Here is a 26,966-nt window from a genome sequence, read left to right on the forward strand (position 1 = left end):
GGTAGCGGCGCGTCAGCGCGCCGGAGCGAACGGAGTGGGGAGGTAGCGCGGCTGCGGCCGCTGCGGCACCAGCGAGCGGCCGTAGGCATCGCCGTAGCGCTGGCGCAGCGCCGCCGGCGTGGGTTGCCCGCGTTGCAGCGGATCCAGCGTGGTCGCGGCGGCGGCCAGCGGCGAGGCGCCGGGGCGGGCGCTGGCGGCCGCGGCGCGCAGCGTCTGGTTGAGGCAGTCCAGGTGGCCGGCGACGTCCTCGCCGATCCGCACCTGCACGCATGGCGCAGTCGCCGCGGGTGTGGTTGGCGCGGCGTGCGCGTGCAGTGCCAGCGCGGCCAGCGCGAGCGATGCCAGCGCGGCGCCGCGGCGGTTCATTGGGGGGTGTCCTGCAGTGCCGTGGCCGTCGCGGTGGTCGCGGTGGCGCCAGCGCAGGCCTGGGTCTGCGCGTGCTGTTCGGCCAGGCGGTCTTCCAGGGCGCGCACGCGGTTCTCGCGGGTCACCCGGGCCATGCCCAACATCTCGCGGCCGTGGCTGCGCACGAAGCGCACGAACGCCGGGTCGCGGTACAGCGCGGCCAGTTCGCGCGCGGTGGCGTACAAGGCCTCGCTGCCGGTGGCGCACTGCGCCATCCGCGCGCGCTGGCGCTGCAGTTCCGCCTCCAGCGTCGCCTGCGTCTGCGCCTGCTGCGCTGCGGCCTGCGCGATCCTGGCCTGCGCCTGCTGCTGTTCGCGCTGTTGCGCCAGTGCCGCGTCGCGTTCGCGCTGCGCCTGTTGCAGTTGCCGCTGCAGCGCGGCCGCGCGGCCCGGATCGGCGCTTGCGGCGCGTGGCGTTGGCGTTGGCGTTGGCGCGGCGCGCAGCGCATCGCGCTCGCGTTCGGCGGCGGCGGTGGCCAGCTGCTGCTGCACCAGGTCCGCTTCGGCCTTGCGCAGGCGTGTGCCGGTCTCGCGCAGCGCTTCGCGCAATCGCGTCTCGGTGCTGTCCTGGGCGTGCAGCGGGGCGGCGGCGAGCAGCGTCGCCGCCAGCATGCCGCAGGCCAGGGAGGAGGGAAGGCGGAGCATGCTCAGAACTCCGTGCCGAGGTCGAGCTGCAGCAGGTCCACCGCGAACGGCGCGCCGGAGATCTCGTTGGCGCTGAGCCAGCGCAGGCCGACCCAGGTGTTGCGCGCCAGCGCATAGTTGCCGCCGACGATCAGCCCGCGCGCATTGGTGCCGCCCAGGTGGAAATCCGAATCGGTGAAGCCGTCCGGCACCGCGTCCGATTCCAGATACTTGTAGCCGACGCTGAAGTTCCAGTCGCCAGGCTTGACCGGTTTGGGCTGGCCGATGGTGAAATTGAGGTAGTAGCCCATGTCGCCGCCATCGAACACGCCCTGGTCGCCGAGGTTGTTGACCGGGCCGAGCGAGCGCACGCGTGCGGCATTGTAGCGGGTGTTCTTGACCACGTCGGCCTCGACCAGCACCGCGACCGGGGCGAACTGGTCCAGCTGCAGCTGCGCATGCAGGTCGGCCACGCCGAACTTGCTGGCATAGCCGTAGTACTGCAGTTGCGGGCCATTGGGGTTGGCGGGATCGGCGACGATGTCGCGCAGCGCGAACAAGGTGTTGCCGAACTGCTGGAACTGCGGCCGCGCACCATCGGTGTCGCAGCTGTCGGCCGAGGTCGGCGCCAGGCACGGCGACGAGCGCTTGCCCTCGAACTGGTCGTACTGGAAGTAGCCCAGGCCCACGCGCAGCGCCATGGCGTCGGCGAAGCGCCACTGCATGCCCAACTGCGCGCCGTACATCCACTTGTCGCGGCTGCGGGTCTTGCTGGTGCTGGTGGAACCGAAATCGAACTCGGTGTTGTAGACCGGGAACAGGCCGGCGCTGATCCACGGTGCGAACTCCGCATCGGCGTCGGCCAGGTCGTAGCGCGCGGCCACGCCGTCGAAGTTGAGGTCGTTGTCGAAGACCAGCTCGCTGCTCCAGAACGGATTGGCGAAGCGGCCGAAGGACAGGGTCAAGGCGTCGATCGGTGTCAGCTGCAGTGCGGCGCGGTCCAGCCACAGCGAATACTTGGACAGGTTGCCGTTGCCGCCCAGGGTCTGGTTGGTGGACACCGGGCTGCGGTCGCTGCCGGTGGCCAGGCGCAGGTCGGCCTGCACCCAGTCGGCGATCTGCGCGCTCACCCCGAGCCGCGCACGCACGCGCATGCGGCTGCGGTTCTGCGTGGTGTTGAGGAACGGGGCGTTGTTGCTGCCCACCGTATCGAAGCCGGAGCCGGCATTGATGGCGCCGAAGTTGGGGAAGGCCGCGTAGTTGTCGTCGGCGTTGAACACGCCTTCGCCGCGCACCCGCAGGTCGCCGTACACGCGCACGCGCTGGGTCCATTCCGGCAACGCGCCGGGGGCGGCCCAGCCTTCGGACTTGGCCTGCGCGGTGACTTCGGCGCGCAGCTCGTCCTTGATCTGCTGGCGCACCGGCTCGGGCACATACGGCACCACCACCGCGCCGGGCTGGGTCTTGTACGCCGCGGCGCCGGCCAGCGCCGGTGCAGGCGCGGGTGCGGCGGTGGTGGAGGCTTCGCGGATCAGGTCGTCGGCCTGGGCGCGGGTCATCACGCCCTTGGCGACCAGCAGGTCGATCAAGCGCAGCGTGACCTGCGGGTTGATCTGCGCCGGGTCGATCGCGGGCGCCGCGGACTGGGCCATGGCCGCGGCCGGCGCCAGCAGCAATGCCAGCAGCGCCAGGCGCAGCCGGGACGGACGGTGGAGAGGAGACGGAGTGGTCATGCGGGAGTCCTTGATGCGAAACGCGGCGTCAGCCCGGCGCCAGCGCGCCGATGCGCAACTGGATGGGTTGGGGAAGGGAGGCGGGCGGCGGCTGCGGCAGCGGCTGGTCCTGCAGCGCGCGCACGATCGCCGCGTCCAGTTCCGGCTTGCCGGCCGAGGTGAGGATCTGCAGGCGGCCGATGCTGCCGTCCGGGTTCAGCCACAGCGCCACGGTGGCGCTGTAGCGGCCCTTGCGGGTGCGTTCGTCGCGCTGCAGCAGCTGCTGCACCGCGCGCTGCACGCTGGCCGCATAGCTGCCGAACGGGCTGCCACCGCCGCCCTTGCCGCCGATGCGGGTGCCGCCGCCGTTGCCGGCCTGCAGGCCGAAGGCGTTGTCGCCGGGACCGGCCGGCGCGGTCAGCGGGTCGCCCGGCGGGGTGGGCTCGGCATCCGGCTTGGGTTGTGGCGTTGGCTCGGCGGCTTGCAAGGGCTGCGGCCGTTCTTGCGGCTTGGGCGGCTGCGGATCGGGTTTGGGCGGCGGCGGAGGCGGCGGGGGCGGCAGCATCACCTGGGTGATGCGCGGCGGTTGCGCGCGCGCCGGCGTCGCCTGCTGCGGGCGCAGCAGCAGCGAGACCAGCCAGCCGAGCAGCAGCAGCGCGAGCAACGCGGCGCCGACTTTCAGCCAGCGCCGCGGCGGCTCGGTGTACTGCAGGGGATCCATCGTGTTCACTCAGCCGGCCGCCGGGCGTTGCGTGGCCAGACCGATCGAGGCGATGCCGAGCCGGCTGCACAGGTCCAGCACCGCCATCACTTTCTCGTACTGCACTGTGCGATCGCCGCGCAGCATCACCGGCAACTCGGCATCGCTGGCCAGCGCGTTGCGTAGCTGCTGTTCCAATTCGACCATGCTCACCGGCACCGCGTCCAGGCTGACCTGGCCGTTGTTGTCGATCGCGATGACCTTGGTCTTGGGCTCGGACAGCGGCTTGGCCGCGCTGGCCTTGGGCAGTTCGACCTTGATGCCCTGCACCGCGGCGGTGGTCATGATGATGAAGATCACCAGCAGCACGTACGCCAGATCCAGCATCGGCGTGATGTTGATGTCGTCGTAGGGCTTCTTGCCTTGGACCTTCATCGGCTCAGCCTCCGCCCGTGCGGACCGGTGCGTCGCCGGCATAGTCTTCGGCGATGCGCTTTTCCAGTTCGTCGACGAACACCTGCATGTCCGCCGAGACCGCTTCGGCCTGGCTGAGCAGGTAGTTGTAGCCGAACAGCGCCGGGATCGCGACGGCCAGGCCGGCCACCGTGGCCAGCAGCGCGGCGGCGATGCCGGGCGCGATCGCATTGATGTTGACGTCGCCGGCGGCGGCCACCGCGGCGAAGGTGATCATGACCCCGACCACGGTGCCGAGCAGGCCCAGGAACGGGCCGCCGGAAATGGCGATGGTCAGCAGCACCATGCTTTTGTGGATGCGCTGGCCTTCGCGCACCGCGGCCGCATCCAGCGCCGAGCGGATCGCGGCGATCGACTGCGGACGCACGACAGTGGTGCCGCTGGCCTGCAGGCGTTCGCGCAGCTCCTGCTGGCCGACCTGCAGCAGCCGCGCCAGGTTGGAGCGCACGCCGGCGGTCGTGCCGAGCTGCTGCCAGTGCGGCGCGTGCAGCGGATGCGCGGCCACCTGCTGGCGGTAGGCATGCAGGAAACGCGCGTTGGCGCCGGCGGTGGCGTTGAGGTACAGGCCCTTGCGCACCATCACCCACCAGCTGATCAGCGCCATCACCCCCAGGATCCCGATCACCGCCCACGCATCCGGGGTCAGCGCGGCGATCAGGATGCCGAAGTAGTTGTGGCCGGCATCGCCGGAATGCTGTTCGACCGGATCGAAGCGCAGCAGCCGCGCATCCACGCCCTGGCTGCGCGCCGCCGCTTCGATCGCGCCGATCGCGCGCGCGTTCCTGGCGATTTCGACCTCGTCGAGCAGGCCGATGAAGTTCGGCCGCGCCGCGCCGGGCTCGCCGCCGAGCAGCAGGCCGCCGCTGCTGGCTGGCAATGCCACCGCGGTTTCGCCGGCGGGCTGGCCGTTGACGAACAGGGTCGCGGTCTTGCCGTCGCTGCGCAGCGCCACATGCGCCCAGGCATCGGTCGGCAGCGCGGTGGTCGCGGCGATCTGCGCGGTCGCGCCGAACTCGGCCAGGACGCGGCCTTCGTCCAGGCGCAGGGTGAGCACGCCGGGCAGCGCCAGCAGCACGCCCGACCCAGTGGCGCTGGCCGGCTTGGCCCACAGCGACACGGTCGCCGGCTGCGCTGCCGGCCAGTTCAACGAGGCCGAGGCCGGCACCGTCACCGGCGCGCGGCCGTCCATGCGCAGGCCGGCGCCGATCAGCGCGGCGTCGGCCAGAGGCGGCGCCGTGGCGGCGTTGTTGGCGTAGGCGGTGCTGTCGGCGCCGGCGGCTTGCGCGCTGGCGAAGTGGTAGACCGCCACGGTGTCGGCATCGTAGCTGCCCTTGGCGTCGCTGCCGCCGCTGGCTTCGGGATTGCCGAAGTAGACGTACAACGGCGTGCTCGCATTGGCCGGCAGGTCGGGCAGATCGACCCAGGCCAGCGCCACCTGGTCGACCAGGCCGTCGTACTTCTCGAAGTGGTACTTCAGCGGCGTGTGGTCGTCGCCGGCGACGAAACGCACGTCGCTGCCGTCGGCCTTGGCATCGGCGAAATTGAAGTTGCCCGTGTGCAGGCGCACCAGCACCTGGGTGCGCCCGGACAGCTGGCTCAGCGCCGCACCGGTGGACGTGGTGTCCAGGGTGAGCTTGGCCCGATAGTTCCACTTGCCGTCCCACCATGTCGCCGCCATCGCCGGCAACGCGAGCAGCAACAACCCCAGCAGCACGAAAATACGTAGTCTGATCACGATCTACCCCGATTGATGTTTGAACGACGCCGGCGTCAGAACTCGCTCCACAGCCGGAACAGCACGTTGATGTCTTTCTGCTTGTGCCCGCCGGGGCTGGACAGCGGCGCAGCCACTTCCAGCGCACCGTTGAGATGCGCGAATGCCTTGAAGGCCGCGCCCAGTCCGGTCGAAACCAGGGTTTCGCTGACCGACTGCTCGGGCAGCGGGTCGTGGATGCGCGCATAGCCGGCGTCGACGAACGCGTGCACGCGCGCTTCCTGCACCATGCGCCCGGCCGCGGAGGCGAACGAGGGACTGCGCAGTTCGAACTGGCCGGCGGCGCCGTAGTCGCCCAGCGCCTGGCTTTCGCTGTAGCCGCGCACGCTGTCCATACCGCCGATGCTGAATTGCTCGTTGCTGATCAGCGGTTCGGACGCCAGCTGGGTCTGCAGCCGCGCATACCACTGGTAGTCGCCGCCGAAGCTGCGCGTGCGCGAGGCGTCGGTGCGCAGGTGGAAGAAATTGGAACGCGCCTTGTAGCGCTTGATGTCGAAGCGCGCGCTGTCGTCGCCGACGCCGCGCACGTTCATCGTCGCGGTCAGCTCCAGCGTGTCGGTGCCGCGCGGCTGGCTCCAGGTGGCGTTGTAGGCGGCGCTGAGCGGCAGGTAGCGGATCGGCGCGGAGCTGCGGTCGCCGCCGAACAGGGTGTCTTCCTTGAAGTCCTTGTAGTCGGCGCCGATGCTCAGGCTATGGAAGAAACCGGCAGCGGCTGGCAGCGCACGGATCAGGCGCAGGCCGGACAGGCTGCCGTTGCCGATCACGTTGAAGCCGCCGATCGCGGCGATCTCGCTGTCGCTGCGCACCGTGTAGCCGAGCAGCGACCACGGCGATGCGCCGAAACGCGCCAGGTACGAGGCGGAAAAGACCCGTGCATCGGACGGCTGCTGCGGTGCGGTCTGCGCCGAGAAGGTCAGGCTGTGGCCGCGTTGCCACAGATTGTCGTAGCGCACCGAACCGCTCAGCCGCAGTTCCGAGGTGTTGGCGCTGTTGCGGTTGTTGAGTTCCAGGCTGCCGTGCAGCGGCAGCGTGTCCTCCACGTTCAAGTCCACGTCCACCGTGTTCGGCTGCATGCCGGGTTTGACGTCGGGAGTGACGCGGCGATCCGGCCACTGGTTCAGCGCGACGATGTCGCGCTGCACGGCGTTGAAGTCGGGCACGGTGCCTTCCTGCAGCGACGGCGCGCTGTCGGCGATCGCATCGGGAGAAAAATAATCGGCGCCATTCACCCGCAGCCGGCCGATACGCTGCTCGCTCACCTGCAGCGTGACCAGCCCATTGCCGGCATCCTGTTCGGGAATGCTCACCGCCACCGTGGCCAGGCCCTTGCCGGCGTACAGCGTCTGCAACGCGGCACGCGCCGCTTCCACATCGGCCTCGCTGCGCTGCGGGCCGAGGAACGGATACACCGCGCGCTCGATCTCCGTTGCGCTCAATTCGCTGTTGCCGACCACCTGGTAGGCCATCACGTCGAAACGCGCGGTCGGCGCGTCTGCGGCGAAGGCGCACGGCACGCTGCACACGGCCATGCCGAGCGCTGCGAAGATTCGCAACTCCATCTGAAAATATCCCCTGACTTCGGCGCGCGGCGCGATGCCGCCTAGGAAGACCGCTTCAATGCGGCGAGGACCATAGGGGCGCAAAATGACTATCCGCGAACGCTTTTATGACGGCGCAGGTAAAGTTTCTGCCACAAATACTATGCAAATGACGAAAGCGGAAACATGAATGCGGGATGCATCGTCATCTGCATCGCGCAGCGCGAAGCACGGCGTGATCGAACGCCGAATTCGTCTTGAAATACTTCGAGCCGCCGCGTGGCCGGCGTCGGTGCGGCGCCATGGCGACTTGTCTACGAGATCGTCCGCGCGGCGGACGCGCCGCTACAACAATCCGTCGCGTTTGACCGCGAGATAGCGTTCCACCAGCGCGCCCGGCAGCTCCTCGCCGGTGACGTCGAGCACCATCACGCCGTGGCTGCGTAGCGCGTCGTGGGCGTCGCCGCGTTGTTGCAGATAGCGCGCCACCGCGCCTGCCTGCACCGCTTGCTGCAGGTCGTGCACGTCCTGCGCCAGCGCCTGGTCCAGCGCGCGTTCGCGCAGGCTGGCCACGCACACCAGATGCCGGCGCTGCAGCAGCCGCACCGCGGCGAGCAGGTCTTCGATGTCTTCGTCGCGCACGTTGCTGATCAGCATCACCAGCGAACGCCGACGCTGGCGCAGCGACAGTTCGGTCGCCGCGGCCAGGTAATCGGTGGCTACCGCCTGCGGCTGCAGGTCGTAGCTGGCGCGCAGCAGCGCATCGACCGTGCCCATGCCGCGCTGCGGCGCGACCCAGCGCGCGTCGCCGCCGCTGGCCATCAGCCCCACCGCATCGCCCTGGCGCAGCGCCAGGTACGACACCACCAGCGCGGCATTGAGCACGTGGTCGAAATGCGACAGGCCGCTTTCGCTGGCCATCATCCGCCGCCCGGTGTCGATCAGCATCAGCAGCTGCTGGTTCTTCTCGTCCTGGTATTCGCGCGAGATCAGCTTGCACGCGCGCGAGGTGGCCTTCCAGTCGATCTGGCGCAGGCTGTCGCCGACCCGGTATTCGCGCATCTGGTGGAAGTCGGTGCCTTCGCCGCGGCGCCGCTTCAGGTGCGCGCCGACCAGCCGCGAGGCCTGTTCGGCGCTGAACAGGGCGAAGCGGGTCAGCGGCGCGAAGTTCGGATACACGCGCACGGTCTGCGCCGCGCCGGCCACGCGCCGTTGCCGCCACAGGCGCCAGGCCGAGTGCAGGCGCAGGTGCGTGCCGGGAAAGTCGAAGCGGCCGCGCGCGGTCGGGCGCAGCCGGTAGCTGAGGCGGGTTTCGCTGGCGGCGGGCAGGGTCACGCGCCGCGGCAGGCCCTGCATCCACCAGCCGCCGGGCACCAGATCGAACACGTCCAGCGTCTGCCGTTGCGCGCTGTCGATGCGCAGCCCGGCCTCGCGCTCCACGCCCAGCGGCAAGGCTTCGGGCAATTCGCGGCGCAGCTGCGGGGTGGGGCTGCGCCACAGCCGCCACGCATCGAGCGCGGCGACCACCGCGATCGCCGCCCCCAGCGCCTGCCACGGCCACAGCGGCAGCAACTCCAGCGCCGTGGCCAGGCCGCACAGCGCCCACAGGCCGAGCAGGGCTAGCAGGGGCGGGGCGGGTCTCATGGGGGGCTCGCCGGGACTCGGGACTCGGGACTCGGGACCCGGAACAGCACGGCGCTGCGCGGAACGTAAGTGAAGCACCTGCCGCATGTCGCGTGCCATGCCTGCATACGATCAGCCGCGACCCAGCACCGAGTCCCGAGTCCCGAGTCCCCAGTCCCGAGCCTCATTTCCGCGGTGCCTCCACCTTCGCCAGCAGCGCGCCCAGCGCGTCGTCGGCGCTCTGGCCTTCGATCTGCAGTTCCGGGGCCAGCGCGATGCGGTGGCGCAGTGCCGGCTTGGCGATGTCGCGGATGTCGTCGGGGGTGACGAAGTCGCGGCCGGACAGCACCGCCTGCGCGCGCGCGGCGCGGATCAGCGCGATGCTGCCGCGCGGGCCGGCGCCGAGCGCGATGCCCGGCCAGCTGCGGGTGGCGGCGACGATGCGCACCGCGTAGTCGATCACCTGCGGGTCCACTGCGATCGCCGCGGTGCCCAGTTGCATCGCCACCACGTCTTCGGCGCTGAGCACGCGCGGCACCTGCGACAGGTCGAAGTCGCCGGCGCTGCGCCCGGTGGTGACCGCTTCCACCATGCGCTTTTCGTCTTCGAGCTGCGGATAGTCGATCAGGATCTTCAGCAGGAAGCGGTCCAGCTGCGCTTCCGGCAGCGGATAGGTGCCTTCCTGCTCGACCGGGTTCTGCGTGGCCAGGGCCAGGAACGGCGGCGCCAGCGGAAACGCTTTTCCCTCGATGGTGACCTGGCCTTCCTGCATCACTTCCAGCAGCGCCGACTGGGTCTTGGCCGGGGCGCGGTTGATCTCGTCGGCCAGCAGCAGGTGGGTGAACACCGGGCCGCGGCGGATCTTGAAGCTCTCGGTCTTGGGGTCGTACACGGCATGGCCGCTGACGTCGCTGGGCATCAGGTCGGGGGTGAACTGCACGCGTGCGTAGTTCAGTTCCAGCGCCTGCGCCAGCGCGCGCACCAGCAGGGTCTTGCCCAGCCCGGGCACGCCTTCGATCAGCACGTGGCCGCCGGCCAGCAGCGCGATCAGGATCTGCTCGAGCACCTCCGGCTGGCCGATGAAGGCCTGGCCGACCGCGTCGCGGATCGCCTCGACGCGTTCGATCAGGGCGGGGCCGGTGAGGGGGGCGACGGATTCGGCGGGGGCGGTGGTCATAACTGGTTTCTCATCTGGACGAGGAGGCGAATGCGATCGCGGAAGGCGGCGTGTTGTTTCGGCGCTGGCGCCTGCAGCGCCTGTTCGACCTGCGCTGGCGACAGGTTCAGGCGTTCGGCGATGGCCGCGGCCTGCGCAGGCCCCTGCAGCGCCGCGGCGAGCGGTGCGCGGCGCCGCAGCCGGGTCAGGAACGCCTGGCGCATCGCCGCGTACAGCAGCGCGGACTTGCCGTTGCGGAACAGGTGCTCGCCGCTGGCGCGCACGTGCTCCAGCAGCGAGCGGCGGTCGCCGGCCGGCGAGGCGCGCAGCGGACCGAAGCGCTGCATGCGCGACCAGAGCCAGGCCAGCAGCATCAACAGCGCCGGCACCCAGGCCGGCCAGCCGCGGGTGAACAGCGTGCGCCACAGCGACGGCAGTTCGGCGGAGTAGATCAGGTAGATGGTGCCGTGGCCGTAGTTGGGCGCCAGGATCTGCCGCGCCAGCAGGCGGTGCGGCACGTCGCGCAGGCCGCCCTGGCGGAAGAACGGCGAGTCCTCCATCGGCGACCCCTTGGTTTCGAGGGTCTTGCGCATGCGCGAATCCTCGTTCTGCAGGAAGTCCATCTCCGCCAGCACGTCGACGTTGCCGTCGCCGTACGGCAGGCGCGCGTAGGCGTAGTCCTCGTCGCTGCCCCACAGATTGCTCGCCGCGTCATAGTCGACCTGGAAACGCCGGCCGTTGCAGAACTCGCTGTGTTCGGGCTGCCCGGGAATGGCCAGTTTCAGGCAGGCGTCCGGCGTGCCGTCCTCCAGGCTGACATCGAGCGCATCGAAGATAGGCAGCGTGGTCTTGTCGTCGTCGCCGTCGGCCGCCGGCGTGCGCAGGATCAGGTGGCCGCCGCGCTCGACCCAGGCCAGCAGCGCATCGCTGTCGGGCTTGCTCAGCGCGCGCGGGTCGCCGAACAGCAGCACGCTGTCGTGCGACTGCAGGCGCATCGCCGCCAGGTCCAGGCGCTGCCGCGATTCGGCGCGCACGCCGTCGGCGCGCAGGGTCTGGCGCAACGCATACAGCGGGTTGTACGCGGCCTCGCCGCGCGGCGGCAGCGCCAGTTCGCGTTCGGCGCGTTCGTAGCGGCCCAGGAACCAGGCCGCCAGTACGCTGGTCACCAATAGCCCGAGCAGGAAGATCAGCGCATTGCGGGTGCCGCTGTTCATGCGCGCCACCGGTACTGCTGCTGCAGCTCGTCGAGCAAGCCGGCGAAGGCGTCGTCGTCGGGCAGACGCCCGGCATAGGCGGCGTATTGCCAGGTGCGCACCATGCGCGCGAACAGGCTGCGGTCGGCATCGTCCGACAGGCGCCTGGAGGCGCGCAGGCATTGCGCTTCGGTGGCGCCGGGCGGCAGCACCAGGTTGGCCCGTTCGCACACGGTCGCCACGCTGGCGCGATACAGCAGCGCCAGCGCGTCGCGCTGCCTGCCCTCGCGCCACAGCCGCCGCGCGAGGGTGGCGACGTCGTCCGGCAGCGGCTCGGCGCTCAGCACCGGCGCATGCGCCACCGGCGTCTCGACCGCGGCACGCTTGCGCACGCTGCCGCGCATCCACGGCAGCCAGTGCTTGGCGGTCAGCAGCAGGACCAGCACCAGCATGCCGGCCAGCAACCACATGCCCCATTCGCCGACGAACGCGAACACGGCCGCCAGGCTCGCCAGCAAGCCCTTGCCGAAGCGCGGATCGATCTTGTCCGGCTTGGGTTTCTCGTCGTCGTCGTTGCGGTCGCGCTTCTTCCAGTAGCCGATGCTGCGCTTGCCCGACAGCAGCGGATCCTGGTAGGCGCGGTCGGCGGCGCGGTCGAAGCGCGCGTCGGCGGCGGGCACGGTGTTGAAGATGTCGTCGAGCGCGGCAGGCTCGGCAGCGTCTTCGTCTTCGTCATCTCCATCGTCCTGAGCCTTGTGCGGATCGCCCATCGCGGTGCCGTCGTCCGCGGCGTTGGCGGCGTCGTGCGGCGCTTCCGTCGCCGGAGCGGGGACAGCGCATGCGGGTCGGCCGCGACCGGGCCTTCGCTGCCCGGCGCTGCGGTCTGCGCGCGCAACGCGGCGCCCGGTACGCCGAGCAGGACCAGGGCCAGCAGCAGCGGTGCGGCGCCGCCCAGCCGATCGCGCAGCCGGCGCAGCGCCATTTCCACGTCCCAGGCTTCGATCTCGGTGCGGCGGTTGAGGTACAGGCCGAAACCGGCGCCGACGAAGAACGGTTCGATCAGCGTCGTCGCCAACCAGCCGAAGGCGTTCAGGCCGACGTCGGCCCACACCGGGTTCTCATCGCCGATCAGCGCCCACGCCGCGCGCGCCGTTTCCGGCAGCAGGTCCACCGGCACGAACATCGCGATCGCGGCGATGCACGCCAGCAGCAGCATCGCCTCGAAATGCCAGCACACGCTGGCCAGCAGCAGCGCATGCCCGTACACCGCACCGCCCAGGGTGCGGCGGCGCTGCCGCTGCTGTTCGGCACTGGCCCCTTCCAGCAGCTCCAGCGGCATAAGCACCGTGCGCGCCGGGCTCAGCCGGCGCCAGGTCAGGTAGCCGAGCATCGGGCGCCAGCCCCAACCCAGCTGCGCGCGCAGCGTGTCGCGCACGCTTGGCACGTCGCCGAACACGCCGCGCGAGATCACGAACAGCGGGATCCGGTCCAGCACTGGTTTCAGCCACCACAACAGCAGCCCGGCCAGCCAGAGTTGGTCGATCGCCCAGGCGCCGAGATTGAGCAGCGCGAACAGCGGCACGCTGATCAGCAGCCACGGTTTCCAGATCGCGCCGGCATGGCGGCGCACCAGCGCGCTGCCCAGCTCCATCGCCTCCCAGGCCGAGCGTGCGCGCAGCACCACGTCCAGGCGCTCAATCCGCATCGCCGGCCTCCGCCATGCCGCGTCCGCCGCGCCACAGCCAGACCAGCACCAGCGTCCATAGCAGCCCGGACACGGTGTACTTCACTGCCGCCGGCAGCGCGCCGATCGAGGACCAGAACGCCTCGATGAAGGCGGCGACCAGCAGCATGAACGCCACGCCCAGGCACAGTTTGGCGCCGATGGTGCCGCCTTCGACCAGCGCATCGATGCGCCGGCGCCGGCCCGGCGCCAGCAGCTTCAAGCCCAGTTGCAGGCCGGCGCCGCCGGCGATCACGATCGCGGTCAGTTCGAACGGCGCATGCCCGGCGACGAAGCGCCAGAACGTCACGCCGTACCCGATCTGATGCAGGTGCCCGGCCACCGCGCCGATGGTGACGCCGTTGAACAACAGCACCAGCACCGTGCCGAGCCCGGCCAGCAGGCCGCTGGCGAAGGTGCGCAGGCCGATGCTGATGTTGTTCATGATGTAGTGGCCGAACATCTGCCAGTCGTCGCCGCTGTCGCGGCCGAGCTTGTGCGCGGCGGTGGCCGGGTCGTACATCCGTTCCATCTGCGCGATCTGCATGGGTTCCATCAAGCCGTGGATCAGTTCCGGCCGGTACTGCAGCAGCACGAAGATGGTGACCAGCGGCACCACGAACAGCGCCGTGGCCGCGGCCATGCAGCCGGCCTGGCTGCGCACCAGCTGCGGGAAATCGGCGAACAGGAACTCGGCCGCGCGCCGCCAGCGCGGCCGCGGCGGCCGGTACAGTTCGGTGTGGCCCTGTTGCATCAGTTGCTGCAGGCGCGCGGTGACCAGCGGGCTGTAGCCGCGCTTGCGGGCCAGCGCCAGCTGCTGGCACAGGCGCCGGTAGCGGGCGGGCATGTCTTCGTCGGCCAGGCGCCATGCGTGCGCGGCGCTGTCGGGCGCGCTCGCGTCCGCGCTCGCGGGGCGCTTGCGGCCGCGCGTGTGCAGCCAGGTCTCGAAGGCCTCCCACTCGTGCTGGTGGCGGGCGATGAACTGCTCCTGCCTCATCGCCGCCCCAGCAGCCAGTTGGCCATCGCATACAGCCGCAGCACGCCGGCCTGGCCGGGCGTCTGGGTCAACGGCAGCGCCAGCGTGGCCAGTTCCAACTGCCGCGCCGGGGCCAGCCGCGGCGCGCGCTCGGCGAAGGCGATCAACGCCGCCTGCTCGGCCGGCAACAGGCGGCACGGCGGCGCCACGGCGCTGGCGATCGGCGGCGGCGCCGCCGCGTGGCGCGGCGCCTGGTGGATCACCAGGGTGCCGGCGACCATGTCGCCCAGGCGCCGCGCATGCGCGTCGAACAGGCAGGCGATCAGGCCGATGGCGTAGCCGAACGGCAGCATGTCCACGGTGCGCAGCAGGTTGCGGGTGATCGCCGCCATCCACCCGGCCGGGGCGCCGTCGCGCGCGACCACGCGCAGGCCCAGCGCCTTCTTGCCCAGGGTCTGCCCGAACCAGCCTTCGAGCACGATCGGGTAGGCCCAGAACACCAGGAACATCGCCACCAGGTACAGGCCCTGGCCGAAGCCGCCGAGCGCGCCGAGCAGCATGCCCATCGCGGTCAGCACGGCGAAGCGCACCGCCAGGTCGATCAGCCAGGCCAGCGCGCGCGGCACCGCGCCGGCGGCCGGCAACTGCAGCGGCACGCCTTCGGGCGTGATCACTTCACGGTAGGTGTCGAGCATGCCGCTCATCGCCGGATTGCGGCGCGGCGCGCCTGCGCGCCTGCGATGTAGGAAAACCGTCCTTGCGTCCGGCCGGCGGCCTGTGGCGGCATGCGTGATCTCGATTGCGTCCTGCTCCGAACCGCGACTGTAGCCGGCGCGGCGCCAATTGCCCAGTCGGCGCCGTGCCCGGCGCCGCAGGGTCTTCACGCGATGACGACGACGACGGCGCGACACGCGCGCCGCGTAGGCCGCTCAACGTACCGTGCCGCCGTCGCGCTTGCGCCCGGAGAACAGCTTGCCGATGCCGCCGACCAGCGCCATCCCCCCCAGCGCCACCAGCTTCCAGGCCTTGGCCAGCAGCAGGCCGAGCTTGGCGAACAGGCCGGCCTTGGCGGCCAGGCCGCCGCCGATCAAGGTCGCCAGGCCATAGCTGGCAATCTTGTCGGTGGACGGGTTGTGGTCGGCATAGCGCGCGCCGCTGTCGAATTCGGCCATCGGCAGCAGTTGCTGCATGCCTGCGCGCACCTGTGGCAGCGCATCCATGCCGGCGATCGCGTTGAGGCTCAGGTAGCCGTGGCGGCCGAGCACGCGGATGTCGTAGTTGAGGGTGTGGCCTGGGCTGCCCTGGAACGCCAGCTCGCGCGCCCAGTACAGTTTCTTGGTCGCGGCGTCGTAGCGCGGCGGCACCGCCCAGCCGACCAGGTCCACGCTCTCGTAGCCGGCTTCCTTGCGCGGCGTGTTCTCCTCGCGGGTCTGCTTCTGCATGTCCGCGAGCATGTCCTTGTAGTCGATCTTGCTGGCGTCCTCGTCGGACACGTAGCCGTCGTCGGCATAGGTGACCACCACCGCCCAGCTGCCCTTTTCGTCCAGCGCGGGCTGGCGCGGCACGATCATGCCCAGCACGCTGTCGTCGGGCGGGTTGCCCCAGTAAGATTCCAGGACCTGGCGCGCGTCGTCCTTGCCCAGATAGCGGAAGTCGTGGTTCAGGTCGAAATGCACCTTGGCCTGCGGCACTGCGATGTGCCCGTCCTGGAAATGCAGCGAGGCGACGAACTGCTCGGCGCTCATGCCGTCCTTGCCATTCTCTTCTTCGGCCACGGCCACAGCCGCTCCGGCACTGGCGCCCAGCGCAAGCAGGAAAGCGGCCAGCAGGCCGCGCAACGGAAGTGTCTTGGTCATCGCGAATCCATTCGGTGGCGTCCCCACGCCAGAGGCGCGCAGTGTCGCGCAAAGCGCCTGTGCGCGCCAGTCGCCGGCGTGGCGCGGTGGTCGCGGCGCGGCTGGTGCCGGCGCGGCGGCGGCCGGCGCGGGCAGGCGGCCGATGCCCGAGTCGAACGCGGCCAGCAACTGCGCGCCGCCCGGCCACGCACCCAGGCCGCTGGCCGCATTGAGGTGGCCCAGGCCGTCGAATTCGACCAGGCCGCTGCCCCAGACGGATGCGCAACGGCGGCTGTAGGACGGCGTCGCGTACGGATCGTCGCCGCTGGCCACGATCAGGCTGGGAAACGGCAGCGGCGCCGCCGGCACCGGGACGAAGCTGGCGGCCTGCGCATGCGGAAACGCGGCGCTGTGCGGATCGGGAACCGCGACCAGGAAGGCGCCGCGCGGCAGGCGCGTGGCACGCACGGCCCAGTGCGCAATCAGCAGGCAGCCCAGGCTGTGCGCGACCAGTAGCGGCGGCGTGACGCACGCGTCCACGCAGCGGTCGAGCGCCTGCAGCCAATCGTGCAGCTGCGGCTGCGCGAAGGAGTCCGGCTGCAGCCGCCGCATGCGCGGGTCGTGCCGTTGCCAATGGGTCTGCCAGTGTTCCGGCCCCGAGTCGCCGATGCCCGGCACGATCACAAGCGCTTGCATGCGCTACGCTCGGTTGCAGAGAGCGGCCAGTGTCGCGATGCGCGCGTCGTCGTGCCATGGCGATTCATCGCCGCCGGCGGCATTTTGCCGATGAATCCAAGTAGCGGTCCTTGAGCCGCACGTAGTGCTGCGCGCAGTAGTGCAGGCGTTCGATCTCCTTGTCGCTGCGCGTGCGCGCCAGCCGCGCCGGATTGCCCAGCCACAGCTCGCGCTCGCCCACGGTCTTGCCCGACCCGACCACCGCGCCGGCGCCGACGAAGCCGTATTTCTTCACCGTGGCGCCGTCCAGGAGGCACGCGCCCATGCCGATCAGGCACAGGTTCTCGATGGTGCAGGCGTGGAGGATGGCGCCGTCCTGGATGTTGCTGCGCGCGCCGATGCGCACGCGGTTGACGTCGCCGCGGATCACCGGGTCCGGCCACACCGACACGTTCTCGCCCAGTACCACGTCGCCGATGATGGTGCAGGCCGGATCCACGTAGGCGTGTGCGCCGAGTTGGGGTGACTTGTCGAGGAATGGGCGGATCGGGGCCATGGCGGTCCGCGACGATGGCGGTCAATGGCCGTAGCGGCAGGCGATGCCAGTCTGCGTGCCGATCCGGCCGCTGCCTAGCAGGCACGCGCAGGCAGATGCCAGCGTACCGATGCGGAGCATGGGCATGCGCGTTTTTCTTGCGCATCGGGGTGGGTCATGCGATGCGTCTACGGTAAATGCAAAGCAGTGCATTGCATCGGGTCAGGCAGGCGCGGTAGCGTCCGGCCGCTGTATTTCCCCTTTCATGCAGGAATTTCGTCATGCCGCATGCTGCTGTACCAGGCTCCCTCATGCAGGACCGCATGGGTGGCTTCCAATGGATGGCCGTCGGGATTTGCGTGGTGTTGACCATGCTCGACGGCTTCGACGTGATGGTGATGGCATTCACTGCATCGCACGTGTCCGACGAGTGGCAGTTGTCCGGCAAGCTCCTGGGCGGGTTGCTCAGTGCCGGTTTGATCGGCATGGCGGTGGGCTCGTTGTGTGTGGCGCCCCTGGCCGATCGTTGGGGGCGGCGGCGCCTGATCCTGGGTTGCCTGGCGATTCTCACCGTGGCCATGGGAGCCTCGGCGATGGCGCAGAATGTGCAGCAGCTTTGGATCTTGCGGGCGTTCACCGGCCTCGGCATCGGCGCGATGTTTCCCAGCATCGGGGCGATCACCGCCGAATACGCCAGCGCCAGGTGGCGCAGCGCGGCGGTGGTGTTGCAGACCACCGGCTATCCGATCGGCGCCGCGCTCGGCGGCGTGATTGCCGGCTTGCTGCTCGAACGCTGGCACCTGCACTGGCACGCGGTATTTCTGTTCGGCGCGGGGTGTTCGCTGCTGTGCATGCCGCTGGTGCTGGCGTGTTTGCCCGAGTCGCTGGATTTCCTGGTCAGCCAGCGCCCGAGCAACGCGCTGGCCCAGCTCAACGCGACGTTGCTGCGCATGCGGCAGGCGCCATTACCGGAGTTGCCGGCGTTGCCGCCGCGCGATGCCGTTCCACGCCAGGGTTATGCCGTGCTGTTCGTCGGTGCGATGCGCCGACGTTCGCTGTTGCTCGCACTGGCGTTCTTCTTGCACATGTTCGCATTCTTTTTCGTCCTGAGTTGGACACCCAAGTTGCTGATCGCGGCCGGTATGTCGGCGCAGCAGGGGATCACCGGCGGCACCTTGCTCAACCTGGGCGGTATCGTCGGCGGCGGTGTGTTCAGTTGGCTGGCGGTGCGCTGGTCCTTGCGTTGGTCGACGCTGGCGATGTTCCTGCTGGGGGCGTTGGCGATGCTGGCTTTCAGCGCTTACAGCACGCACCTTGCGTCGGCCTTCGCGATTGCCCTGGTCATCGGTGCGGCGGTGTTCGCGGCGATGTCCGGGCTTTACGCGACCGCACCGGTGGTATTCGATGCGTCGATCCGCAGCACCGGCCTGGGCTGGGCGATCGGCATCGGCCGCATCGGCGCGATCCTGTCGCCGCCGACGGTGGGGTGGCTGCTGGACGGCGGCTGGTCGCCCCAGCACCTGTATCTGCTGTGCACGGTGCCGTTGCTCCTGGCGGCGGTGGCGCTGCTGGCCCTGCGCACGCGTTGAGCCGCGCGCTGCGCGCCGCGTGTGGGGATCGGCAGATGCATCTTGAACCCGAGCGGGCCGGTGTCCTGCATCGTCCCCACCGGCAGCTGCCAGGCGATGCGCCGGGACTTCAGGTCGATCGCGCTGCGGGTGGCCAATGGCGGCGCCTGACCAGCGCCGACCAGACGCGGTTCTTCTTCACCGTACCGCGCGCCCGTCAGCGGTACCGCCCCGACGCCGGTGTCGACCGCCTCAGCGAGGCGCCGCGCCCGATCGGCCGCGCGCGGCTGGCGTTGGCGGGGCAGTAGCGGTGCCGGCGTGCCGCGGCGCCTATGGCGGCGACGCAGCGGCCGCGGCCAGGTAGCGATCCTTCAGGCGCACGTAGTGCTGCGCCGAGTAGTGCAGGCTCTCGATCTCCCGGTCGCTGAGCATGCGTGCCTTGCGGGCGGGATTGCCCAGCCACAGCTCGCCTTCGCCGACGGTCTTGCCGGGGCCGACCACCGCGCCGGCGCCGACGAAGCCGTACTTCTTCACCGTGGCCCCGTCCAGGATGCACGCGCCCATGCCGATCAGGCACAGGTCCTCGATGGTGCAGGCGTGGATGATGGTGCCGTGGCCGACGGTCACGTCCGCGCCGATCAGGGTCGGGTAGCCGGCCTTGTTGAACGGGCTGTGGTGGCTGACATGGAGGATGGTGCCGTCCTTGATGTTGCTGCGCGCGCCGATATGCACGTGGTTGACGTCGCCGCGGATCACCGTGCCCGGCCACACCGAGACGTCCTCGCCCAGTACCACGTCGCCGATGATGGTGCAGGCCGGATCCACGTAGACGCGTGCGCCCAGCTGCGGCGTCTTGTCCAGGAACGGACGGATCGGGTTCACGGCATTCTCCGAGGGAGCGGGTGGGGGCAAGCACCGGACTGCGGCGCGGCTGTCGATGATAGCGCCTGGCTGCGAAGCGCTTCGGGCGCTTCGGGCGCATCGCGGGGACCGCGGGGATGCCAGCACTGGCGCGGTTGATAAGGGGGGATCGTCGTGCGCGCAGGCGCGGCACGCTTGCCCACGGGCCAGGGGCGCACGCGATGCAGGCCAGGGCATCGCCGTCGGGCGGGGCCAGGATGCCGCGCGCCGCATCGGCGGTCGCGGTCCGGCGAGCCCGTCGCGCGAGCTCGCCGGAGGCGTTTGCTACTTCTTCTTTTCCTTCTTGGCGGCGCGCTTTTCCTTCAGCGTCTTGGTCGGCTGCTTCTTGTCGCTCTTCTTCTGATCCAAGCCCTTGCTCATGACACCCTCTGGACGATTGCACGAATGGATTGCCGGCTGCGGCCGCCGTGGCGGCGATCGCAGCGACCACTTTACTCCGCTGGCGGCCGGCCAGGCCGCCGTTGTCGCCCGGCATGCACCCACGGTTGGGTCATAATCCGGTTTTCCCCTTCAAGGCCCCCGCGTCCGATGAAAACCCCCCAGGGCCTGCAGCCGCTGATCGAGGACGGCGTCATCGACAGCGTGCTGCGTCCGCTCAAGAGTGGCAAGGAGGCCGCCGTGTACGTGGTCCAGGCTGGCGATGACGTGTTGTGCGCCAAGGTCTACAAGGACATGGCGCAGCGCAGCTTCCAGGCCCGCGTGCAGTACCAGGAGGGCCGCAAGGTGCGCGGCAGCCGCCAGGCGCGGGCGATGGGCAAGGCGACCAAGTTCGGCCGCCGCGAGCAGGAGGCCGCGTGGAAGGACACCGAGGCCAACACCCTGTACCAGCTGGTGGATGCCGGCGTGCACGTGCCGCAGCCGCGCGGCTACTTCCACGGCGTGCTGCTGATGGACCTGGTCACCGATGCCGACGGGCAGAGCGCGCCGCGGCTGGGCGAAGTGGAGCTGGAGCCGGAGCAGGCGCGCGCGTTCCATACGCAGCTGATCGGCGACGTGGTGAAGATGCTGTGCCTGGGCCTGGTGCACGGCGACCTATCCGAATACAACGTGCTGGTCGCCGCCGCCGGCCCGGTGCTGATCGATTTCCCGCAGGTGGTCAGCGCCGCCGGCAACAACGCCGCGCGCGACATGCTGCTGCGCGACGTGCACAACCTGCGCGATTGCCTGGGCCGCGCCGCGCCCGAACTCAACGACACTTACTACGGCGAGGAGATGTGGGCGCTGTACGAGCAGGGCGAGCTGCGCCCGGACAGCGCGCTCAGCGGCCGCTTCGTGTTCGACACCCACCGCGCCGACGTGCGCGCCGTGCGCGATTCGATCGAGGATGCACGGCAGGAAGCGATCATTCGCCAGCAGGGTCGCGAGGCTGCCGCCGACGAGGATTGAGCGCAGCGGCAGTGCCTCCTGCGGCCTGCCGAACACGCGCCCAGCGCCGCGCCGCGCCGCCGATCGCATCGGCGGCGCCACTGCCGCGGCCTGCAGCTTTGGCCATCGTCGTCACCGCTTGCCGCGGCCACGCCGTGAGCGCCGCCGCGGCATGACGCGGCACCACCATGCGCTCGGCAAACGCGCGCGATCGCGCAGCGCAAACGCCAATATGCGTATCCCGATGCGATACCAACGTATCGCCCGCAATACCAATCTTTCGCCAATCTTTCTGCGCGCGCACGCAAGTTGAAGTGGCAGCTGACTGCCGTTTTCGTCGCGCTGTATCGCGGGAATACATTTCGTGTAGCGTTGCGCGCTTCGATCTCCCCACCCCCACGATTTCTCGCTTATGTTCGACGCCTTCGCTGCGCCTCGTTGTTTCATTTTCTGTGGATCCGTTATTGCGCTGACGATGGCGGCGGGGTGTTCGTCCACGGCGCAACCGCCGCCGCCGATCAAGGTCGGCACCCTCGCGGTGAGCGCGCAGACCATGCCGGTGGAGCAGGCCTTGCCCGGCCGTACCGTCGCCTTCGAGGTCTCCGACGTGCGCCCGCAGGTCAACGGCCTGGTGCGCAAGCGGCTGTTCACCGAAGGCCAGGACGTCGTGGCCGGACAGGTGCTTTACCAGATCGATCCGGCGCCGTACCAGGCCGCCTACGACAGCGCCCGCGGGCAACTCGCGCAGGCCCAGGCCGCGGCGCTCGCGGCGCGGCCCAAGGCCGAGCGCTACCGCACCCTGGTCGCGCTGGATGCGGCCAGCAAGCAGGATGCCGACGATGCGCTGGCCGCCTTGAAGGAAGCCGAAGCCAACGTGGTGGCGGCGCAGGCAGCCTTGCAGGCGGCGCGCATCAATCTCGACTACACCCGCGTGCTGGCGCCGATCTCCGGCACCATCGGCACCTCGGCCTACAGCGCCGGCGCGCTGGTGACCGCGCAACAGGACGCGGCGCTGACCAGGATCCAGCGGCTGGACCCGATCTACCTGGACGTGAGCCAGTCCAGCACGCAGCTGCTGGCGCTGCGCGAGCAACTCGACGCCGGCCGTATCAAGGCCAGCGACGGCAAGGTCGCGGTGCGGGTACGGCTGGAGGACGGCCGCGTCTATCCGCATACCGGCACGCTGGAATTCGTCGGCACCTCGGTCGATCCCGGCACCGGTGGGGTCACCTTGCGCGTGGTCGTGCCCAATCCGCAGCACCTGCTGCTGCCCGGCATGTACCTGCGCGCGCTGCTGCCGTTGGCCAGTGACCCGGGTGCGATCCTGGTGCCGCAACAGGCGGTGACCCGCGATGCCAAGGGCGAACCGCTGGTGAAGCTGCTCGACGCGCACAACCGGGTGCTGGAGCGGCGCATCCGCACCGGCGACACGGTGGGCCACGATTGGGTGGTGCAGTCCGGACTCAAGCCGGGCGAGCGGCTGATCGTGGTCAACGGCAGCCGCGCCGAGATCGGCAAGCCGGTCGTGCCGTATGCGCTCAGCGCCGCGCAGCTCCAGGCCGCGCCCGCGGTGCCGGGCGACGCCCAGGCCGACTGAGGAGCTGCCATGTCGCGTTTTTTCGTCAACCACCCGGTGGTGGCCTGGGTCATGGCCATCGTCGTCGTCCTGGTCGGCATGCTGGCCATCCATGCGCTGCCGATCGAGCGCTATCCGCAGATGGCGCCGCCGACCATCACCGTGCGCGCCGCCTACACCGGCGCCTCGGCGCAGACCGTGGAGAACACCGTCACCCAGCTGATCGAGCAGTCGCAGCAGAGCCTGGACCACCTGCTGTACATGACCTCGACCAGCGCCTCGGACGGCACCGCGCAGGTCAACCTGGTGTTCGAGACCGGCACCAATGCCGACACCGCGCAGGTGCAGGTGCAGAACCAGCTGCAGTCGGTGATGTCGGTGCTTCCGCAGGCGGTGCAGCAGAACGGCCTGGTCATCACCAAGTCCAGCGGCTCGCTGTTCGAGGTGGTGGCGTTCACCTCCGACGACGGCAGCATGGACAACTTCGATGTCGCCAACTACATGGAATCGAACATCGACGACCAGATCAGCCGGGTCAGCGGCGTGGGCAACATCCAGCCGATGGGCTCGGAGTACGCCATGCGCATCTGGCTGGATCCGGAGAAGCTGCGCAAGTACGCGCTGATGCCCTCTGACGTGGAGAACGCGCTGCAGGCGCAGAACACCGACGTGTCGGCCGGCGAGATCGGCGGCCAGCCGGCGCCGCGCGGGCAGCGCCTGGATGCGACCGTGACCACGCGCAGCCGCCTGCACACGCCGGCGCAGTTCGGCGCGATCGTGCTCAAGAGCGGTCCCGGCGGCGCGGCGGTGCACCTGTCCGACGTGGCCAGGATCGGCCTGGGTCCGGAAACCTACGACAGCATCACCCGTTTCAACGGCAAGCCGTCGGCCTCGCTGGGCATCGAGTTGAACGCCGACGCCAACGCGGTGGAAACGTCAAAGGCGATCGACGCGCGCCTGCAGGAGCTCAAGCAGTACTGGCCACACGGCTACAGCTACCACATCGCCTTCAGCACCACGCCGTTCGTGACCACCTCGATCAAGGAAGTGGTCATCACCCTGATCGAAGCGGTGCTGCTGGTGGTGGCGGTGATGTACCTGTTCCTGCAGAACTGGCGCGCCACCCTGGTCCCGACCATCGCGGTGCCGGTGGTGCTGATGGGCACCTTCGGCGTGCTGGCCGCGTTCGGCTACTCGATCAACACCTTGACCATGTTCGCGATGGTGCTGGCGATCGGCCTGCTGGTGGACGACGCCATCGTGGTGGTGGAGAACGTGGAGCGGGTCATGAGCCAGGAAGGGCTGCCGCCGAAGGAGGCGACGCTGCGCTCGATGCAGCAGATCGGCGGCGCGCTGGTCGGCATCGTGTTGGTGCTGACCGCGGTGTTCGTGCCGATGGCCTTCTTCAACGGCGTCACCGGGGTCATCTACCGGCAGTTCTCGATCACCATCGCCGCCTCGATGATCCTGTCGGTGCTGGTGGCGATGACCCTGACCCCGGCGCTGTGCGTGACCATCCTCAAGCCCCTGCACCAGGGCGAGGCGCCGATCGGCTCGCACGGCCGCCTCGGCCGGTTCTTCGTCTGGTTCAACACGCGCTTCGGCCAGCTGTCCGAGCGCTATCGCGCGCTGGTCGAGCGCGTGCTGGGCCGGCGCGCGCTGAGCCTGCTCGCCTACGCGCTGCTGCTGGGTCTCACCGGCGTGCTGCTGTGGCGCCTGCCCGGCGCGTTCCTGCCCGACGAGGACGAGGGCATGCTCAACGTGCTGGTCAAGCTGCCGGCCGGCTCCACCCTGGAGCAGACCCTGGCGGTGACCGACCGCCTGACCAAGGCCGCGCTGCACGAGCCGGGCGTGCGCTCGGTGCTGTCCTCGGCCGGCTTCAGCGTGACCGGTGCCGGGCAGAACGTCGGCATGGCCTTCGTCCGCCTCAAGGACTGGGACGACCGCGAGGACGATGCCGACACCATCGCCGCGCATCTCAACCAGGCCCTGGCCGACGTGCCCGACGCGGAACTGTTCGTGACCTCGCCGCCGGCCATCAGCGGCCTCGGCGACGCCTCCGGCTTCACCTTCGAGCTGATGGACTACGAAGGCGCCGGCCACGCCGCCCTGGTGGATGCGCGTGACAAGCTGCTGCGCCTGGCCGGGCGCGATCCCAAGCTGCGCGACGTGCGCTACGCCAGCCTGGAGGACGCGCCGGTCTATGCGGTCAAGATCGACGACGACAAGGCCCAGGCGCAGGGCGTGGACCCGGGCGACATCAACGCCACGCTCAACAGCGCGCTCGGCGGCGACTTCGTCAACAACTTCATCTACAAGGGCCGCATCAAGAAGGTGTTCGTGCAGGGCGACGCCGAGGCGCGCATGGCGCCGCAGGATCTGCAGCGCTGGACGGTGCGCAACGCCAGCGGCGACATGGTGCCGATGTCCGCCTTCACCACCTCGCACTGGACCAGCGCGCCGGCCGCGCTGGAGCGCTACAACGGCGTGTCGGCGATGGAACTCACTGGCCAGGCGGTGGCTGGCGTCAGCTCCGGCGCGGCGATGGACGCCATGGCCGCACTGAGCAAGCAGCTGCCGCATGGCTTCGGCTACGCGTGGTCGGACATGGCCTACCAGGAGAAGCTGTCGGCCAACCAGGCGCCGGCGCTGTACGCGATCTCGCTGCTGTTCGTGTTCCTGTGCCTGGTGGCGCTGTACGAAAGCTGGACGATCCCGTTCGCGGTGATGCTGGCGGTGCCGGTGGGGGTGTTCGGCGCGGCGCTGCTGATGACCGTGCGCGGCCTGCAGAACGACGTGTATTTCCAGGTCGGCCTGCTGACCACGGTCGGCCTGGCGGCCAAGAACGGCATCCTGATCGTGGAGTTCGCGCGCGAGCTGGAGCACCGCGGCGAACCCCTGCTGGCCGCCACCCTGCACGCGGTGCAGATGCGCCTGCGGCCGATCCTGATGACCTCGCTGGCGTTCCTGCTCGGCGTGCTGCCGCTGGTGTTCAGTCACGGTGCCGGCTCGGCGGCGCGCCATTCGCTGGGCACCGGCGTCACCGGCGGCACGCTGGCGTCGATCACCCTGGGGCTGTTCTTCGTGCCGTTGTTCTACGTGATCGTGCGCAGCGTGTTTCCCGGCAGCAAGCATCCGCCACTGGAGGCCACGCCATGAGCGCACGGTCGTCGCGCCTGCTGGCGTTGGCCTGCTGCACGGCGCTGGCCGCGTGCAGCATGGCCCCGCACTACGCGCGCCCGGCCGCGCCGGTGCCGCTGCGGTTCGACACCGCGGGCAGCGCCACGCCCGCGGCCGGCGCCGCGCTGGCGCTGCCGGACTGGCGCGAGGTGTTCCTGGATCCGCGCCTGCGCCAGGTCATCGCCCTGGGCCTGGACAACAACCGCGACCTGCGCGTGGCCATGCTCGCGATCGACAAGGCGCGCGCGCAGTACCGGATCCAGCGCGCCGCGTTGGCGCCGGCGCTGGATGCCACTGCCAGCAGCCGCCGCCAGCGCACCAGTGCCAGCGCCAGCGACAGCGGGCAGGCGCAGATCGACAGCAGCGACACCGTGCAGGTCGGCATCAGCAGTTGGGAGCTGGACCTGTTCGGGCGCGTGCGCAGCCTGAAGGACGAAGCCCTGGAAACCTGGCTGGCCAGCGCCGAAACCCAGCGCAGCGTGCGCTTGAGCCTGATCGGCCAGATCGCCGACGCCTGGCTCGCGGTCGGTGCCGACCAGCAGTCGCTGGCCCTGGCACAGCAGACCCTGGACAGCCAGGAGCAGACGCTGCGACGCAGCCGCGCTCAGCACGCCAACGGCATCGGCTCGGGCCTGGACCTGGCGCAGATCCAGAGCAGCGTGGAAGCGGCGCGGGTCGCGGTCGCGCGCGCTGCTACCCAGCTCGCGCAGGCGCGCGACGCGCTGCAACTGGTGGTCGGCGCGCCGGTGGACGCGGCGCTGCTGGCCGGCACCGATGCGTTCGACGGCAGCGTGGCGCTGGCGCCGGTCCCGGCGCAGCTGGATGCCGCGGTGCTGCTGCAGCGTCCCGACGTGCTCGCCGCCGAGCACGCGCTGAAGGCCGCCAACGCCGGCATCGGCGCCGCCCGCGCGGCATTCTTCCCGACCGTGTCGTTGACCGCCTCCAGCGGGCGCAGCAGCGACGCGCTGTCCACCCTGTTCGCGGCGGGTTCGCGCACCTGGGCGTTCGTGCCCAGCATCGCGCTGCCGATCTTCCACGCCGGCGCGCTGAAGGCCTCGCTGGACGTCTCCAGGATCGGCAAGAACATCGCCGTGGCCCAATACGAGAAAGCCATCCAGAGCGCCTTCAGCGACGTCGCCGATGCGCTGGCGCAGCGCGACCACCTCGACGCCCAGCTGAGCGCGCAACGGGCGCTGGTGGAGGCGGTGCGGCGCAGCCACACGCTGGCCGAAGCGCGCTACCGCGCCGGCGTGGACGGCTACCTGCAGGTGCTGGACGCGCAGCGTTCGCTGTATGCCGCGCAGCAGGACCTGATCGCCCTGCGCCTGCAGGACGACAGCAACCGGGTCGCGCTGTACACCGTGCTGGGCGGCGGCGCGGATGCCACGGCGGCGGGGCGGTGAGCGCAATCCAG

At 70.1% G+C, this 26,966-nt stretch carries 22 protein-coding genes and 2 pseudogenes; 5 read left to right on the plus strand and 19 right to left on the minus strand.

Going from position 1 to position 26,966, the window contains the following annotated elements:
- Window positions 1-12 precede the first annotated feature (12 nt).
- From KHF85_RS02130 to KHF85_RS02205, 17 genes and pseudogenes are all read right to left on the minus strand, one after another.
- Window positions 13-366, minus strand: coding sequence for a hypothetical protein (locus tag KHF85_RS02130; protein WP_284568339.1), 354 nt, complete (start codon window positions 364-366; stop codon window positions 13-15).
- The gene (locus tag KHF85_RS02135) at window positions 363-1,049 is read right to left on the minus strand and encodes a hypothetical protein (protein WP_284568340.1); all 687 of its coding nucleotides are present in this window, start codon (window positions 1,047-1,049) and stop codon (window positions 363-365) included. Before KHF85_RS02135 ends, KHF85_RS02130 begins: the two co-directional genes overlap by 4 nt.
- A 2-nt stretch (window positions 1,050-1,051) precedes the next feature.
- Entirely contained in the window at window positions 1,052-2,761 is a 1,710-nt protein-coding gene (locus tag KHF85_RS02140; protein WP_284568341.1) for a putative porin, read from the minus strand.
- Window positions 2,762-2,789: 28 nt separating this feature from the next.
- Entirely contained in the window at window positions 2,790-3,461 is a 672-nt protein-coding gene (locus KHF85_RS02145; RefSeq protein WP_284568342.1) for a TonB family protein, read from the minus strand.
- Between the two features lie 9 nt (window positions 3,462-3,470).
- Window positions 3,471-3,875: an ExbD/TolR family protein gene (locus KHF85_RS02150; protein WP_009595178.1), complete on the minus strand. Its 405-nt coding sequence runs from the start codon at window positions 3,873-3,875 to the stop codon at window positions 3,471-3,473.
- Window positions 3,876-3,879: 4 nt separating this feature from the next.
- The gene (locus KHF85_RS02155) at window positions 3,880-5,649 is read right to left on the minus strand and encodes a DUF2341 domain-containing protein (protein WP_284568343.1); all 1,770 of its coding nucleotides are present in this window, start codon (window positions 5,647-5,649) and stop codon (window positions 3,880-3,882) included.
- 35 nt (window positions 5,650-5,684) lie between these two features.
- Window positions 5,685-7,247, minus strand: a complete 1,563-nt coding sequence (locus KHF85_RS02160; protein ID WP_284568344.1) for a ShlB/FhaC/HecB family hemolysin secretion/activation protein — start codon at window positions 7,245-7,247, stop codon at window positions 5,685-5,687.
- Between the two features lie 324 nt (window positions 7,248-7,571).
- Window positions 7,572-8,870 carry a DUF58 domain-containing protein gene (locus tag KHF85_RS02165; protein ID WP_284568345.1) on the minus strand — a complete coding sequence of 433 codons (1,299 nt, stop codon included), beginning with the start codon at window positions 8,868-8,870 and terminating at the stop codon, window positions 7,572-7,574.
- Window positions 8,871-9,033: 163 nt separating this feature from the next.
- A complete protein-coding gene (locus tag KHF85_RS02170; protein WP_284568346.1) occupies window positions 9,034-10,026 on the minus strand; it encodes an AAA family ATPase in 993 nt (330 codons plus the stop codon).
- On the minus strand, window positions 10,023-11,219 hold the full coding sequence (locus tag KHF85_RS02175; RefSeq protein ID WP_284568347.1) for a DUF4350 domain-containing protein: 1,197 nt from the start codon (window positions 11,217-11,219) through the stop codon (window positions 10,023-10,025). The genes KHF85_RS02170 and KHF85_RS02175 overlap by 4 nt, the downstream gene beginning before the upstream one ends.
- Entirely contained in the window at window positions 11,216-11,695 is a 480-nt protein-coding gene (locus tag KHF85_RS02180; protein WP_284568348.1) for a protease, read from the minus strand. Before KHF85_RS02180 ends, KHF85_RS02175 begins: the two co-directional genes overlap by 4 nt.
- On the minus strand, window positions 11,626-12,903 hold the full coding sequence (locus KHF85_RS02185; protein ID WP_284568349.1) for a hypothetical protein: 1,278 nt from the start codon (window positions 12,901-12,903) through the stop codon (window positions 11,626-11,628). The genes KHF85_RS02180 and KHF85_RS02185 overlap by 70 nt, the downstream gene beginning before the upstream one ends.
- Window positions 12,893-13,918 carry a stage II sporulation protein M gene (locus KHF85_RS02190; RefSeq protein ID WP_284568350.1) on the minus strand — a complete coding sequence of 342 codons (1,026 nt, stop codon included), beginning with the start codon at window positions 13,916-13,918 and terminating at the stop codon, window positions 12,893-12,895. Before KHF85_RS02190 ends, KHF85_RS02185 begins: the two co-directional genes overlap by 11 nt.
- On the minus strand, window positions 13,915-14,601 hold the full coding sequence (locus KHF85_RS02195; RefSeq protein ID WP_284568351.1) for an RDD family protein: 687 nt from the start codon (window positions 14,599-14,601) through the stop codon (window positions 13,915-13,917). Before KHF85_RS02195 ends, KHF85_RS02190 begins: the two co-directional genes overlap by 4 nt.
- Window positions 14,602-14,826: 225 nt before the next feature.
- Window positions 14,827-15,753: a DUF2167 domain-containing protein gene (locus tag KHF85_RS20460; RefSeq protein WP_345782178.1), complete on the minus strand. Its 927-nt coding sequence runs from the start codon at window positions 15,751-15,753 to the stop codon at window positions 14,827-14,829.
- A gap of 219 nt (window positions 15,754-15,972) precedes the next feature.
- Window positions 15,973-16,428 (minus strand): annotated as a pseudogene (locus KHF85_RS20465) (RBBP9/YdeN family alpha/beta hydrolase); the annotation flags it as partial.
- Window positions 16,429-16,492: 64 nt separating this feature from the next.
- Window positions 16,493-16,963, minus strand: coding sequence for a gamma carbonic anhydrase family protein (locus KHF85_RS02205; RefSeq protein ID WP_284568353.1), 471 nt, complete (start codon window positions 16,961-16,963; stop codon window positions 16,493-16,495).
- Window positions 16,964-17,223: 260 nt separating this feature from the next.
- On the opposite strand from KHF85_RS02205, the gene KHF85_RS02210 reads away from it, so the two are divergent.
- Complete coding sequence (locus KHF85_RS02210) at window positions 17,224-18,531, plus strand: MFS transporter (protein WP_284568354.1); 1,308 nt, start codon at window positions 17,224-17,226, stop codon at window positions 18,529-18,531.
- A gap of 44 nt (window positions 18,532-18,575) precedes the next feature.
- Here the strand turns inward: KHF85_RS02210 and KHF85_RS20700 are convergent.
- Window positions 18,576-18,668: pseudogene (locus tag KHF85_RS20700) on the minus strand (hypothetical protein); the annotation flags it as partial.
- A gap of 172 nt (window positions 18,669-18,840) precedes the next feature.
- Window positions 18,841-19,392 carry a gamma carbonic anhydrase family protein gene (locus KHF85_RS02220; RefSeq protein ID WP_284568356.1) on the minus strand — a complete coding sequence of 184 codons (552 nt, stop codon included), beginning with the start codon at window positions 19,390-19,392 and terminating at the stop codon, window positions 18,841-18,843.
- A 567-nt stretch (window positions 19,393-19,959) separates the two neighbouring features.
- Between KHF85_RS02220 and KHF85_RS02225 the strand changes: the two genes are divergently transcribed.
- From KHF85_RS02225 to KHF85_RS02240, 4 genes are all read left to right on the plus strand, one after another.
- Complete coding sequence (locus tag KHF85_RS02225; RefSeq protein WP_284568357.1) at window positions 19,960-20,817, plus strand: PA4780 family RIO1-like protein kinase; 858 nt, start codon at window positions 19,960-19,962, stop codon at window positions 20,815-20,817.
- A gap of 454 nt (window positions 20,818-21,271) precedes the next feature.
- A complete protein-coding gene (locus KHF85_RS02230; protein ID WP_284568358.1) occupies window positions 21,272-22,393 on the plus strand; it encodes an efflux RND transporter periplasmic adaptor subunit in 1,122 nt (373 codons plus the stop codon).
- Window positions 22,394-22,402: 9 nt separating this feature from the next.
- Window positions 22,403-25,531: an efflux RND transporter permease subunit gene (locus KHF85_RS02235; RefSeq protein ID WP_284568359.1), complete on the plus strand. Its 3,129-nt coding sequence runs from the start codon at window positions 22,403-22,405 to the stop codon at window positions 25,529-25,531.
- Window positions 25,528-26,955 (plus strand): efflux transporter outer membrane subunit, encoded by a 1,428-nt coding sequence (locus KHF85_RS02240; protein ID WP_284568360.1) that lies wholly within the window; start codon window positions 25,528-25,530, stop codon window positions 26,953-26,955. The genes KHF85_RS02235 and KHF85_RS02240 overlap by 4 nt, the downstream gene beginning before the upstream one ends.
- Window positions 26,956-26,966: the final 11 nt, after the last annotated feature.

Source organism: Xanthomonas graminis pv. graminis (assembly GCF_030168915.1).
GTDB lineage: Bacteria > Pseudomonadota > Gammaproteobacteria > Xanthomonadales > Xanthomonadaceae > Xanthomonas_A > Xanthomonas_A translucens.

What these genes read in the sequence shown, in the direction of transcription:
- KHF85_RS02130 (WP_284568339.1), bottom strand. Translation starts at nt 366, where the DNA reads ATGAACCGCCGCGGCGCCGCGCTGGCATCGCTCGCGCTGGCCGCGCTG.
- KHF85_RS02135 (WP_284568340.1), bottom strand. Translation starts at nt 1,049, where the DNA reads ATGCTCCGCCTTCCCTCCTCCCTGGCCTGCGGCATGCTGGCGGCGACG.
- KHF85_RS02140 (WP_284568341.1), bottom strand. Translation starts at nt 2,761, where the DNA reads ATGACCACTCCGTCTCCTCTCCACCGTCCGTCCCGGCTGCGCCTGGCG.
- KHF85_RS02145 (WP_284568342.1), bottom strand. Translation starts at nt 3,461, where the DNA reads ATGGATCCCCTGCAGTACACCGAGCCGCCGCGGCGCTGGCTGAAAGTC.
- KHF85_RS02150 (WP_009595178.1), bottom strand. Translation starts at nt 3,875, where the DNA reads ATGAAGGTCCAAGGCAAGAAGCCCTACGACGACATCAACATCACGCCG.
- KHF85_RS02160 (WP_284568344.1), bottom strand. Translation starts at nt 7,247, where the DNA reads ATGGAGTTGCGAATCTTCGCAGCGCTCGGCATGGCCGTGTGCAGCGTG.
- KHF85_RS02165 (WP_284568345.1), bottom strand. Translation starts at nt 8,870, where the DNA reads ATGAGACCCGCCCCGCCCCTGCTAGCCCTGCTCGGCCTGTGGGCGCTG.
- KHF85_RS02170 (WP_284568346.1), bottom strand. Translation starts at nt 10,026, where the DNA reads ATGACCACCGCCCCCGCCGAATCCGTCGCCCCCCTCACCGGCCCCGCC.
- KHF85_RS02175 (WP_284568347.1), bottom strand. Translation starts at nt 11,219, where the DNA reads ATGAACAGCGGCACCCGCAATGCGCTGATCTTCCTGCTCGGGCTATTG.
- KHF85_RS02185 (WP_284568349.1), bottom strand. Translation starts at nt 12,903, where the DNA reads ATGCGGATTGAGCGCCTGGACGTGGTGCTGCGCGCACGCTCGGCCTGG.
- KHF85_RS02190 (WP_284568350.1), bottom strand. Translation starts at nt 13,918, where the DNA reads ATGAGGCAGGAGCAGTTCATCGCCCGCCACCAGCACGAGTGGGAGGCC.
- KHF85_RS02195 (WP_284568351.1), bottom strand. Translation starts at nt 14,601, where the DNA reads ATGAGCGGCATGCTCGACACCTACCGTGAAGTGATCACGCCCGAAGGC.
- KHF85_RS20460 (WP_345782178.1), bottom strand. Translation starts at nt 15,753, where the DNA reads ATGACCAAGACACTTCCGTTGCGCGGCCTGCTGGCCGCTTTCCTGCTT.
- KHF85_RS02205 (WP_284568353.1), bottom strand. Translation starts at nt 16,963, where the DNA reads ATGGCCCCGATCCGCCCATTCCTCGACAAGTCACCCCAACTCGGCGCA.
- KHF85_RS02210 (WP_284568354.1), top strand. Translation starts at nt 17,224, where the DNA reads ATGCCGCATGCTGCTGTACCAGGCTCCCTCATGCAGGACCGCATGGGT.
- KHF85_RS02225 (WP_284568357.1), top strand. Translation starts at nt 19,960, where the DNA reads ATGAAAACCCCCCAGGGCCTGCAGCCGCTGATCGAGGACGGCGTCATC.
- KHF85_RS02230 (WP_284568358.1), top strand. Translation starts at nt 21,272, where the DNA reads ATGGCGGCGGGGTGTTCGTCCACGGCGCAACCGCCGCCGCCGATCAAG.
- KHF85_RS02235 (WP_284568359.1), top strand. Translation starts at nt 22,403, where the DNA reads ATGTCGCGTTTTTTCGTCAACCACCCGGTGGTGGCCTGGGTCATGGCC.
- KHF85_RS02240 (WP_284568360.1), top strand. Translation starts at nt 25,528, where the DNA reads ATGAGCGCACGGTCGTCGCGCCTGCTGGCGTTGGCCTGCTGCACGGCG.